The sequence below is a fragment of the uncultured Selenomonas sp. genome (assembly GCF_963528755.1).
GTDB lineage: Bacteria > Bacillota > Negativicutes > Selenomonadales > Selenomonadaceae > Selenomonas.
Map to the genome: position 1 here is coordinate 37,176 of NZ_CAURXA010000008.1, position 12,269 is coordinate 49,444.

Genomic DNA, 12,269 nt, shown 5'->3' on the forward strand with positions numbered 1-12,269 from the left:
ATGGATCTCAAGAAGAAAGCCATCGACATCCGCAAGGACGTCGTCAAGATGATCCATCATGCAGGAACAGGCCACATCGGCGGCGACCTCAGCGTGACGGACATCCTCGTGGCGCTTTACTACGAAGCGATGAACGTCGCGCCCGATAAGCTCGACGATCCAGAACGTGACCGCTTCGTCATGAGCAAGGGGCACTCCGTCGAGGCGCTCTATGCCGTGCTCGCTGATCGCGGCTTTTTCCCGAAAGAGGAGCTGGAAAGCTACTCCGCCTACGGTTCGAGGTTCATCGGACATCCGAACAACAAGATTCCGGGCATTGAGATGAATACTGGATCCTTGGGGCACGGCCTTTCCATTGGCGTCGGCATGGCGCTCGCCGCGCGCATGGATGATCGCAGTTACCGCGTCTATGTCGTCTTGGGCGACGGTGAATGTGATGAGGGATCCGTCTGGGAGGCAGCGATGGCGGCAAGCCACTACAAACTCGACGGCCTGACGGCGTTCGTTGACCGCAACCGTCTGCAGATTTCCGGCTCGACGGAAGACGTCATGCATCAGGACAGCGCCGAGGAGCGCTGGGCATCATTTGGCTGGAACGTGCTCTCGATTCCAGGCAACGATATCGAGGCGATCCTCGCCGCTGTCGAGCTTGCCAAGCGCACGAAGGGAAAACCGACTGTCATCATCGCCAACACGACGAAGGGCTCGGGCGTTTCCTTCATTGAGAACAAGGCGGGCTGGCATCACAAGGTGCCGTCGGATGCGGAGCTTGCCGAGGCGTTGAAGGAACTGGACGAAAGGAGGAGTCGGCTATGAGTGAGGCATGCAAGAAGGTCATCGCGGATTTCCTCATTGAGGCCTCGAAAAGGGACAGGAACATCGTCGTACTCTGCAGCGATTCGCGCGGTTCGGCAGCTCTCGGCCCCTATGCGGCGGAACGCAAGGAGCAGTTCATCGAGGTGGGCATCGCCGAGCAGAATCTCGTCGGCATCAGTGCGGGTCTTGCCGCTTGCGGCAAGCGTCCCTTCGCCGTGTCGCCCGCGTCGTTCTTGTCGACGCGCAGCATGGAACAGGCGAAGGTCGATGTCGCCTATTCGCACACGAACGTCAAGCTCGTCGGCATCTCGGGGGGCGTGAGCTACGGTGCGCTCGGCATGACGCATCACTCGGCGAATGATGTCGCGACGATGGGGTCGATCCCGGGGCTGCGCGTCTACTTGCCGAGCGATCAATACCTGACGCGTGCGCTCATGAAGGAGCTGGTTGCTGATACCGATCCCGCCTACATCCGCATCGGGCGGAACGCCGTCGAGGACGTCTACGAAGGCGAGCTGACAGACTTCGTGCTGGGCAAGGCCGTGACGGTGACGGACGGTCGGGACTGCACAGTCATCGCTTGCGGTGAACTTGTCGCTGAGGCGAAGAAGGCGGCAGCATCGCTTGCGGCGTCGGGCATCTTTGTGCGCGTGCTCGACATGTACAGCTTGAAGCCGCTCGATGAAGAAGCCGTGCTCACTGCCGCAAAGGAAACGAAGGCCATCGTGACCGTAGAGGAGCATGCGCGTCAAGGCGGACTCGGATCGCTTGTCGCGCAGGTTCTCGCCGAGAAGCAGCCGGCGCGGCTCAAGAGCCTCACGCTGCCCGATGCGCCCGTCGTCACGGGCAAGTCTGCCGACATCTTCCGTCACTATGGACTCGATGCGGCGGGCATCGAAAAAGCCGTGCGGGAGCTTATCTGAGATGGCGGACTTCATTCTCGCCGTCGATCAGAGCACGCAGGGAACGAAGCTGCTCTTGCTGCGCTTTGACGGCTCCATTGCCGCGCGGCTCGACCGCGCACACGCGCAGATCGTCGATGAGCGCGGCTGGGTCGAGCACAATCCAGAAGAAATCTGGCAAAACCTCAAGACACTTGTCCGAGAAATGCTCGAAAAGGAGCATCTGACAGGCGAAGAAATCGCCGCCATCGGCATCAGCAACCAGCGTGAGACGGCGCTCGCCTGGAATCGCGCGACGGGCGCTCCCGTAGGGAACGCCATCGTCTGGCAGTGCGCACGCGGCCGCGCTATATGCGAGCGGCTGGCAAAGGATCATGCCACGTATATCCAGCAGGTGACAGGCTTGCCGCTCTCGCCGTACTTCTCAGCGGCGAAGCTTGCGTGGCTTCTGGAAAACGTCGAGGAAGTGCGCGAGCTGGCCAAGAGCGGCGACCTCGCGCTCGGCACGATGGACAGTTACATCATCCATCGCCTGACGGGCGGTGAAGTCTATGCGACGGACGCATCGAACGCCTCGCGCACGCAGCTCTTCGACATTGAAAAGCTCGCGTGGTCGTCAAAGATCAGTGCCCTCTTCGGCATAGCCGCACGCGCCTTGCCTGAGGTGCGCGCATCGGACGCCTCATTCGGCATGACGGACGTCGATGGGATTCTCAAACGGAAGGTGCCGATCCACGCGTGTCTTGGCGACTCGCACGCCGCTCTCTTCGGGCAGGGATGCCTCTCGCCCGGACAGGCGAAGGCGACTTACGGCACGGGTTCTTCCGTCATGATGCAGACAGGCGCACGCCTCGTGCGAAGCCAAAAGGGGCTTGTGACCTCGCTCGCGTGGCTGATGGAGGGCGAGGCGCATTACGTCCTTGAAGGAAACATCAATTACACGGGCGCTGCTGTCACATGGCTGAAGGACAGCCTCGGACTCGTCGCGAGCGCCGCTGAGACGGAAGTGCTCGCGAGGTGCGCGAATCCTGCCGATGAGAGCGTCTTCGTGCCCGCTTTCACGGGACTCGGTGCGCCTTATTGGCAGAGTGAGGCGCGCGGCGTCTTCACGGGTCTTTCGCGCACGACAGGACGCGCCGAGATGGTGCGTGCTGTGCTCGATGCCATCGCCTTCCAGATTGCCGACATCGCATCTCTCATGCAGGAAGATGCGGGCGAGTCGCTGCCCGTTCTTCGCGTCGACGGCGGCCCGACAAAGAACGCTTACCTCATGCAGATGCAAGCCGATCTCCTCGACTGCCCCGTGGAGGCGTCCGAAGCGGAAGAGCTTTCGGCGCTCGGCGCCGGCTTCGCTGCCGGAATCGCCGTCGGTTTTTATCATAAAGAAGAAATCTTCGCCCAAGTCAAACGCCGAGCCTTTTCCCCTGCGATGGAGGCAGAAAGGCGCGGGAAGCTGCTTGCCGGCTGGAAGAAGGCCGTCGCGCAGGTGCTTTGGGCGGCAACGCACTAAAGGGAAGAAACTGAGAAGGATGCTCCCGCCGATCCGTCTTCGAAAAGGCGCGGAGCACGAACAAGCAAGGGGAGGAAAAAGCAATGCAAAAGTTCAAGAAGATCCTGCTCACCGTCGCCTCACTGTGCCTCATGGCGGCGATGCTCGCCGGCTGCGGCGCACAGGACACGAAGTCCGCTTCGAATGCCAAGTCGGGCGAGCCTTTGAAAGGCGGCGGCTCGAAGATCATCTACATCATCACGCCGTCGCACTCCAACCCGTTCTTCAAAACGGAAGCGGAAGCCGCTTCCGCCAAGGCGAAGGCGCTCGGTTACGAGGTCAAGGCCGTGTCGCATGACGACGACGCAACGAAGCAGTCCGAACTCTTCGACAACGCGATCTCCGACAAGGCTGCCGCCATCATCTGCGACAATGCGGGTGCTGACGCTACGGTCGCCGCCGTGCAGAAGGCGCGTGATGCAGGCAGTCCCACGTTCCTCATCGACCGCGAGATCAATTCGAGCGGCATCGCCATCAGCCAGATCGTCGCGAACAACTACCAGGGCGCGAAGGGGATCGCCGAGAAGTTCGTCGAGCAGATGGGCGAGAAGGGCGAGTATGCGGAACTCCTCGGCAAGGAATCCGACACGAACGCGGGCGTTCGCTCGGGCGCTTTCCATGAGGTTATCGACCAGTACCCCGACATGAAGATGGTCGCACAGCAGACGGCGAACTGGGAACAGACGGAAGCGAACCAAAAGGTCGAGACGATCCTCCAGTCCAACCCGAACATAAAGGGCGTCATCTGCGGCAATGACACGATGGCCATGGGCGCGATTGCCGCGATCAAGAACGCAGGTCTTGCCGGCAAGATCGCCGTCATCGGTGTCGACGGCTCGGACGAGGCGGCTGCCGCCATTCGTGACGGCGCGATGACGGGCACGGCGCTCCAGCAGGCGGCGCTCATCGCTGAGATGGCGGTTGAGCAGGCGGACAAGTATCTCAAGAGCGGCTCGACGGGACTTGATGAGAAGCAGCTCGTCGACTGCGTCATCATTACGAAGGACAACGTCGCGAAGCTCAAGGCGTTCGTTTACAAGGAATAGCATCAGAAACAAGGGCAGAGAAGCGCCCCAGGGCACATGCCTTGGGGCGCTTTTGTCGGGAGGGAAAATGAGATGAAGAAAAAATGGATCGTGGTGCTCGCGCTCATCGTCGCCGCCTTTTCCTTCGGCGGCTGCGTTAAGGTGGTCGAGATCGGTCACGAAGGCGAGCTTACGGGAGAAAAAACGTTCAATGCCGCAGAGGACGTCGAGGCGATCTGGACGAGCAAGGCGGTGCCTGAACTCAAGGAAAATGCCGTTGATTTGAAGACGCTGCTCGCTGAAGCAGGCGGCGATCTCAAGGCGCCGGCAGCCAAGTACGGCCGCTATTCGATGGGGGACAAGGGTGAACTCAGCTACATCGTCAAGGGCGAGGGTACGGTCACGGAAGTGAATCGCGAGAAGAAGGCGGGATTCATGACGCTGAAGCTTGCGGGCTACGACGGCCCCATCGCCGTGCGACTGCAGATAGGCCCCGTTTACAAGGGTTCTGCCGTTCGTGATACTTTGAGCTTCATCAAGTACGAGGATTATAAGAATCAGGTCGACTGGGCGAAGGTGTCGCAGGCGATTCATGCGGCAGTCGACAAGGAAGTCATCGAAAAACTCGACATGCAGACGATTGTGGGCAAGAACATTTCGTTTACGGGCTGCTTCAGCGTCGCGGGCGACAAGGAGATTCTCGTGACTCCCGTCGAGATTGAAGTGAAGTGAGGAGGGAGCGAGATGACAGCGGAAAAAGAGGCTATGGAGCGCATCCATACGGACGTTCCCGTCGTGCTTCATGCGGAAAAGGTTGACAAGATCTATCCGGGCACGAAGGCGCTCGACGGTGTTTCCTTCGACGTCTACAAGGGCAAGGTCAACGTGCTCATCGGCGAGAACGGTGCGGGAAAATCGACGCTGATGAAACTCATCGCGGGCATCGAGCAGCCGTCGGCAGGCGAGATGACGATGGGCGGCGAGAGCGTCCGCTTCCCCGACGTATCGGCGGCACGTGCGCACGGCATCGGCATCATCCATCAGGAGCTTTCCCTCTTTCCGAATCTCAGCGTGTACCAGAATATCTTCATGGCGCGAGAGATTACGAAGAGCAAGATCGGACTCGACAATGCAGCGCATGTGCGCCGCACGAAGGAAATCCTCGCGAAGCTTGAGCATCCCATCGACCCGCATGTGATCGTTGGCGACCTTCGCGTGGGACAGCAGCAGATGATCGAGATCGCACGCAACCTCATACAGGACGACCTCAAGATCCTCATCATGGACGAGCCGACTTCCTCGCTTTCGGCGCAGGAAGTGCAGGTTCTTTTCAAGATCATGCGCGAGCTGACGGCAGAAGGGATCTCCATCGTCTACATCTCGCACCGCCTCGAAGAGATCATGCAGATCGGCGACTTCGTGACGATCCTTCGAGACGGCAAGCTCGTTGCGAGCGCCGCCGTCGCTGACATCGATGTGCCGTGGATCGTCAAGAAGATGGTCGGCACGAAGAAGTCGTATCCGAAGCGCAAGGAAGGGATTGACTGGCAGAAGCGCAAGATCGTGCTCGAAGTCAAGGATCTCTCGCTGCCGAAGAAGGGTGGCGGCTGGCTTCTCGATCGCCTGAGCTTCGACCTCAAGGAGGGCGAGATTCTTGGCATCTACGGGCTCATGGGCGCAGGGCGCACGGAAATTTTCGAGTGCATCATGGGGCTGCACCCTGAGCATACGGGTGAGATCTGGCTCGCGGGCGAGAAGCTCGCGATTCGGAACGTTACGGAGCAGATCGCGCGCGGCTTCGCCATGGTGCCTGAAGATCGCCAGCGCGAAGGGCTTGTGCAGACGATGAACATCAAGAAGAACATCTCACTTTCGAGTCTCAAGAACTACGCTAAGGGCATTTTCCTCAGTGACAAGAAGGAGGATGCTGCCGTCGATGCCGAGATCAAAGACATCCATATCAAGGTCGCGGACAAGCGGCTGCCCATTCTCTCGCTCTCGGGCGGCAACCAGCAGAAGGTCGTCATCGGCAAGGGTCTCCTGACGAAGCCGAAGATTCTGCTGCTCGATGAGCCGAGCCGAGGCATCGATATCGGTGCGAAGACGGAGGTCTTCGAGATCATCAACCACTACGCCGACGAAGGGCTTTCCATCATCGTCATCTCCTCCGAGTTGGAAGAGATCGAAGCGATTGCCGACCGCATCGTTGTGTTGTCGAACGGCATCAAAACGGCACAATTCGTGCGCGAAGAAGTGACGCAGGACAAGCTCGTCCTCGCTTCCTACCAGGGGCATGCGACGGGCAGAGCATCTTGATATTATGAAAGAAAAGGGTGGGAGAATCATGAGCCTCAATCGTATCAATAACAACAACTCCTTGGCGATGACGCTTCTCAAGGGGCGCACGCTCATCGTGCTCGCCGTGCTCGTCGTCTTCTTCAGCCTTGCGACGCCGAACTTCCTCACGGCGAACACCATGCTGCTGCTCGCCAAGCACGTCGCACTCTACGGCATCCTTGCCATCGGCATGACCTACGTCATCATCACGGGCGGCATCGACCTCTCCGTTGGCGCTGTCGTTGGTCTCGCGGGCATGATCGCGGGCGGTATGATCCAGAACGGCGTCACACTTCAGACCTTCGGCGTCACGCTCTACTTCGACGTGCCGCTCGTCGTCGCCATCACAGTTCTCGCGGGTGCGCTCATCGGTTTGCTGAACGGCACGATCATCACACGCTTCGGCGTCGCCCCCTTCATCGCCACGCTCGGCACGATGTACATCGCGCGCGGCTTCGCCATGCTCCACTCGGGCGGTGCGACGTATTCGAGCATCCTCGGCAAGACAGCGCTCGGCAACACGGGCTTCGACTTCTTCGGCAGCCGCATCGCGGGCGTGCCCGTCGGTGCGTTGATCCTTGCCGTCATCGCCGTCATTGCTGCAGCGCTCCTCATGAAGACGACGTTTGGCTGGCATATCTTCGCCATCGGCGGCAACAGCAAGGCGGCGAAACTCTCGGGCGTCAAAGTCAACAAGGTGACGATTCTTGTCTACGTATTCTCCGGTATCTGTGCCGCCATCGTCGGCATCATCACGGCCTCGCAGCTTGAAGCCTCGCATCCGGCTTCAGGCGAGACGTGGGAGATGAATGCCATCGCCGCCGCCGTTCTCGGCGGCACGAGCATGATGGGCGGCGTCGGCACGATCGGCGGCACGATCATCGGCGCATTCGTCATCGGCGTCATCTCCGACGGCATGGTCATGTGCGGCGTTTCCGAGTTCTGGCAGATGATCATCAAGGGACTCGTCATCATCCTCGCTGTCATCATCGACCAGTTCCAGCGCAACATGGAAGCAAAGATGGCACTGCAGGCGAGAAACGAGTCGAAGGAAGCATAAACCTGCATGATACTCGCACGCATGAAAATATTTTTCAAAAAATTTGCAGACGGCGTCAAATCCTGTTAATATGATGAAAGAAATTAGGTGAAGATAGGAAAAACTAAGTTTGCAGCGAGGGGGACATGCCATGAAGGGCAGCGGAAAGAAGATCAGCATCAAGGAACTCAGCGAGCTTTCGGGCTTTTCTCCCGCTACCGTATCGAACGCCCTGAACAAGAAGCGCGGCGTCAATCCTGCGACAGCCGAGCAGATCGTGCGCCTCGCGCAGGAAAGAGGCTATATCACTGAAGACAAGGTCAAGAGCATCCGTGTCGTGACATACCGTGACAGCGGCGAAGTCTTCTCCGATTCGCCCTTCTTTTCCGTCCTTCTGGAGAGCGTCGAGAATGAGAGCCGCAAGTGCGGTTACGAGACGTCCATCATCAACCTCTATCGCCGTCATGCTGACTATGAGGAACGCGTCAAGGCTGTCCTCAACGATACGACTTCGGGCGTGCTGCTCATCGGCACCGAGCTGACAGACGAGACGGCACGTCCCTTCCACGAGGCGGTGCTACCCCTCGTGCTGCTCGACGCATGGATGCCGCATCGCGCCTTCAATGCCGTGCTCATGGATAATGAAGGCGGTGCGATGGCGGCGGTCGAGCACCTCATCGAGCACGGTCACAAGCGCATCGGTTACCTCTCGGGTGGCCTGCGCATCCAGAACTTCCAAGCGCGCGAGCGTGGCTTCCGCCTCGCGATGGAGGCGCATGGGCTTGCCGTCGATGAGCGCTTCCTCTTCGAGGTGCCGCCCTCGATCCAAGGTTCGCACGAGCGTATGTTGCAAATTCTCGCTGAAAGGTGCGAGATGCCCACGGCGTTCTTTGCCGACAACGACATGATCGCCCTCGGTGCCATGCAGGCATTTCAGACGCATGGCTGGCGTCTGCCCGAGGACGTCTCCATCGTCGGCTTCGACGACATCAGTTTCGGCGAAGTCTTTTCGCCAGGCCTCACAACCGTGCGCGTGCACAAGAAAGAGCTCGGTCGTCTCGCTGTCAAGAGGCTCATCGAACTGATCAAGAAGCCGCGCGCCGTAAAGACGCGCATCGAGATCGTCAACGACCTCGTCGTGCGGGGCAGCGTCGCCGCACCGCGAGAGAGGTAGAAGATAGGGGAGGAAATGTGCATGAAACTGGCAGTCATCGGTTCCAATATGGTGGATCTCTGCGCTTACATCCATCGCATGCCCGCGCCGGGAGAGACGCTGGAAGTGCCGGATTTCACTATCGGCTGCGGCGGCAAGGGCGCGAATCAAGCGGTTGCCGCCGCGCTCTGCGGTGCGGAGGTGACGATGGTATCGAAGGTCGGCAGCGACCTCTTCGCGGACAATACGATCGAGAATTTCAAGAAGTTTGGCATTGATGCGCGCTATGTCACGAAAGCGCCCGATGCGTCGAGCGGCATTGCGTCGATCTTCGTTGATGAGAGCGGCCAGAACAGGATCTTGATCGTCAAGGGAGCAAACGATTTGCTCGCACCGGCGGACATCGATGCGGCAGCAGCGGATCTTAAGGCTTGCGCCATGATCATCCTGCAGCTTGAGGCGCCGCTGCCAACCGTCTACCATGCCATCGATTTCGGCAGGAAGCATGGTGTTCCCGTCCTGCTCAATCCGGCGCCGGCGACAAAAGCGCTCGACATCGCCAAGGTTTGCGTCTGCGATTTCTTCGTGCCGAATGAGACGGAACTTTCTATCCTCACGGGTCTGCCTACGGAAACGATGGCGGACGTGGAAGAGGCGGCGAAGAACCTCTTGGTACGCGGTCTCAAGAACATCATCGTCACTCTTGGTGGGCGCGGTGCTCTGTGGATGACGCAGCGGGAAAAGCAATACGTTGCGCCCTGCAAGGTCACTGCCGTCGATACTACGGGTGCGGGCGACGCCTTCATCGGCTGCTTTGCGAGCGAGTATGCGAAAGGCGGCGACGTGCTCGCCGCCATGAAGAAAGCGAGCGCGTTCGCCGCCTTGAGCGTCACGCGCAAGGGTACGCAGTTGTCGTATCCGACGCAGGAAGAGTTGGCGATATTCCTGCAGAAAAAAGCTGCAGAATAAACGTGGGGGGAAGAATCAATGTTGAAAGGAATACCAAAATGCATCAGTCCGGATCTCTTGAAGGCTCTTGCCGAAATGGGACACGGAGATCTCGTCGTTGTCGCCGATGACTTCTATCCAGCCGTGTCGATGGCGCGCGAGGGAATCACGATCAACGCTGACGGCATCGGCGCCGCCGAGATGATTGACGGCATCCTGCAGCTCATGCCGCTCGATACAGAGTATGAGGAGCATCCCGTGCTGATCATGGATGTGATGGAAGAGATGCGCGAAAAGATCGGCCGCCCCAAGGTTTGGGACGATTTCATTGCCGCCGTCGAGAAGCATGTGCCGCAGGGCAGGAAGAGCATCGGCTTCATCGATCGCTTCAGTTTCTACGACAAGGCGAAGACGGCCTTCGTGACGATTTCCACGGGCGAGCGTCAGCCCTACGGCTGCGTGATCCTGCAGAAGGGCGTCATGTAGATGGTCGGAAGAAAAGAGAAAAGAGTCCCGGCGCACACGATTCATGTGCGCTGGGTCTCTCTTTGTAGGAAGCACTTTGATTTCATACATCAGCCGTCAGATGCCGCACGGCGGCGGAAAGAAGCCTGACGCCTGCTGTAATCTGGCTGAGGCTTGCGTATTCCGCTGCACTGTGACTGATGCCATCCTTGCAGGGAATGAAGATCATGGCAGTCGGGGCATAGTCCGCCCAATGCATGGCGTCGTGTCCCGCACCGCTCGGCATCATGCGATGCGGCAGATGCAGGTCATCGGCGATCTTTGCGAGGCATTGGATGAGGGAAGTGTCCATGTGTGCGGGATTCTCCTTGCTGATGGGAGAGATTTCGCAGGAGATGCCGCGCCGAAGTGCGATTTCTTCGATGCGAGTGCGGATGATCTGCTCTACATTATCCCGATCCTCCGAGGAAGTGCTGCGCAGGTCGATGCCGAGCCGCACTTCGCCCGGGATGACGTTCATGACATTGGGCTGTACCTCGACGATGCCGACTGTGCCAACGACGGGCGTGTGCTTCGCCGCGCGGGCTTCCTGCTCGACGGCGAGGATGATTTCCGCCGCTGCACAAGAGGCGTCAGCTCTTAAATTCATTGGCGTCGCGCCGCTGTGATCGGCAGTGCCGCGCAGCAGGCAGAAAAAGCGCGATGGCGCAGCGATTCCCGTGACGATGCCGATGGAGAGACGCTCATGCTCAAGGACTCTTCCCTGCTCGATGTGAAGCTCAAGGAATGCCTTGAGCTTTTTTGTGTATCTGGCAGTTTCCAGTGCATCGGGCTGCAGACCGCGCGCCTTCAGCACATCATAGAGGGTATTGCCCTGATGGTCGCGCAGGCGGGAGACGTCCTCGCGGGAAATCCTGCCGCGCATGGCGCGGCTGCCGAGAGTGGCAGCCGAAAAGCGGCTCGATTCCTCACACATGAAGATGACGACTTCGAGCGGATGAAGGGGGCGAAAGCCGTCGTCCTGCATGCTGCGCACCGTCTCGATGGCGCCGACGATGCCCAGCGTGCCGTCGTAGTTGCCGCCGTTTGGCACGCTGTCGCCGTGTGAGCCGAGCATGACGGCGGGAAGACTGTCGTCGCGCCCTTCAAGATGCCCGATGACGTTGCCGAATGCATCCTCATGCAGGGTGAGTCCCGTCTTTTCCATCTCCTGCATGAAATAGGCGCGTCCTTGCCAATCACTGTCCGTAAAAGCCAAGCGATTGATGCCGCCTCCCGGCGCAGTGATGGCAGCGAGCGCTGCAAAATCCGCTGCGAGGCGCTCCGGTTTGATCATGTGCGCTTGGCTGCGTGCTCACGCAGGCGTTCCTGCTGGTAGACCATGTACTCGATGCGGATGAGGGCTGAAGTGATGCCTTCGAGTACAGGCAGATGCGTTAGGCGGGAAACATCGTCAGCGAGAATGCCCATCGAGGGATCGCCGAGGACGAGCACGGTGGCGAGATGCTCCTTTTTCGCCTTTTCTGCAGCTTCTGAAACTGCTTCACGCAGATCGGCAAGCGGAGCGTTTTCTTCCATGACGGGCAGGAATGTGAGATTGTCGTGAAGGATGCCGTAGTGGCGCAGCGTTTCACGATGCGTTTCGAGGTCGCGCAGCGAGCGGCTGAGGACGGCGATGCGATGCCCGTAGAGGGGCGCTGAGTAAACGGCAGCCGCGCCGCTCGAAACGACGGGCTTTCCTGTCAGCTCCTGCAGGGCGTCTGCGCCGAGTTCTGCCGTATGGGCGATGATGAAACCGTCATAGACATCCTTGAGGGAACGCACTTTCTCCATGAGCGCCATGGAAGCTTCCATGATCTCCAAGGGCGAGGAGACGCGACGCGGCGCCTGATCGAGTGAGATCGCCGAGGTGTGCGTGTACTCTTCCGCGCTGCGTGCCGACAGCTTCGATGCTTGATCTGCTGCCTGGAAGATCGTGTCATTGAGTTCGGATTCGCTTGTAGGATTGATGACAAGAATATTCATAGAAATGATC

Annotated in this window: 12 protein-coding genes; 10 read left to right on the forward strand and 2 right to left on the reverse strand. The window is 59.3% G+C overall.

What is annotated here, in order from left to right:
* The 10 genes from RWS31_RS09740 (at nucleotide 1) to RWS31_RS09785 (ending at nucleotide 10,255) form a co-directional block, all read left to right on the forward strand.
* Nucleotides 1-816: a transketolase gene (locus RWS31_RS09740; protein ID WP_314597931.1), complete on the forward strand. Its 816-nt coding sequence runs from the start codon at nucleotides 1-3 to the stop codon at nucleotides 814-816.
* The gene (locus RWS31_RS09745) at nucleotides 813-1,739 is read left to right on the forward strand and encodes a transketolase C-terminal domain-containing protein (RefSeq protein ID WP_314597933.1); all 927 of its coding nucleotides are present in this window, start codon (nucleotides 813-815) and stop codon (nucleotides 1,737-1,739) included. Before RWS31_RS09740 ends, RWS31_RS09745 begins: the two co-directional genes overlap by 4 nt.
* Before the next feature lies 1 nt (nucleotide 1,740).
* Nucleotides 1,741-3,228, forward strand: a complete 1,488-nt coding sequence (locus RWS31_RS09750) for a glycerol kinase GlpK (RefSeq protein ID WP_314597936.1) — start codon at nucleotides 1,741-1,743, stop codon at nucleotides 3,226-3,228.
* Nucleotides 3,229-3,311: 83 nt separating this feature from the next.
* A complete protein-coding gene (locus RWS31_RS09755; protein WP_314597938.1) occupies nucleotides 3,312-4,313 on the forward strand; it encodes a D-ribose ABC transporter substrate-binding protein in 1,002 nt (333 codons plus the stop codon).
* 72 nt (nucleotides 4,314-4,385) lie between these two features.
* Complete coding sequence (locus RWS31_RS09760; RefSeq protein ID WP_265070803.1) at nucleotides 4,386-5,024, forward strand: DUF2291 family protein; 639 nt, start codon at nucleotides 4,386-4,388, stop codon at nucleotides 5,022-5,024.
* A 12-nt stretch (nucleotides 5,025-5,036) separates the two neighbouring features.
* A complete protein-coding gene (locus RWS31_RS09765; protein WP_314597939.1) occupies nucleotides 5,037-6,608 on the forward strand; it encodes a sugar ABC transporter ATP-binding protein in 1,572 nt (523 codons plus the stop codon).
* Between the two features lie 28 nt (nucleotides 6,609-6,636).
* Entirely contained in the window at nucleotides 6,637-7,689 is a 1,053-nt protein-coding gene (locus RWS31_RS09770; protein ID WP_314597941.1) for an ABC transporter permease, read from the forward strand.
* A gap of 130 nt (nucleotides 7,690-7,819) precedes the next feature.
* Nucleotides 7,820-8,842 carry a LacI family DNA-binding transcriptional regulator gene (locus RWS31_RS09775; RefSeq protein WP_314597943.1) on the forward strand — a complete coding sequence of 341 codons (1,023 nt, stop codon included), beginning with the start codon at nucleotides 7,820-7,822 and terminating at the stop codon, nucleotides 8,840-8,842.
* A gap of 21 nt (nucleotides 8,843-8,863) precedes the next feature.
* Nucleotides 8,864-9,790, forward strand: a complete 927-nt coding sequence (gene rbsK / locus RWS31_RS09780) for a ribokinase (protein WP_314597945.1) — start codon at nucleotides 8,864-8,866, stop codon at nucleotides 9,788-9,790.
* Nucleotides 9,791-9,808: 18 nt separating this feature from the next.
* Entirely contained in the window at nucleotides 9,809-10,255 is a 447-nt protein-coding gene (locus tag RWS31_RS09785) for an RbsD/FucU domain-containing protein (RefSeq protein ID WP_314597947.1), read from the forward strand.
* Nucleotides 10,256-10,337: 82 nt separating this feature from the next.
* On the opposite strand, the gene RWS31_RS09790 is transcribed toward RWS31_RS09785, so the two are convergent.
* Both RWS31_RS09790 and RWS31_RS09795 read right to left on the reverse strand, forming a co-directional pair.
* Nucleotides 10,338-11,570, reverse strand: a complete 1,233-nt coding sequence (locus tag RWS31_RS09790; protein WP_314597949.1) for a M20 family metallo-hydrolase — start codon at nucleotides 11,568-11,570, stop codon at nucleotides 10,338-10,340.
* A complete protein-coding gene (locus tag RWS31_RS09795) occupies nucleotides 11,567-12,259 on the reverse strand; it encodes an aspartate/glutamate racemase family protein (protein WP_314597951.1) in 693 nt (230 codons plus the stop codon). The genes RWS31_RS09790 and RWS31_RS09795 overlap by 4 nt, the downstream gene beginning before the upstream one ends.
* Nucleotides 12,260-12,269: the final 10 nt, after the last annotated feature.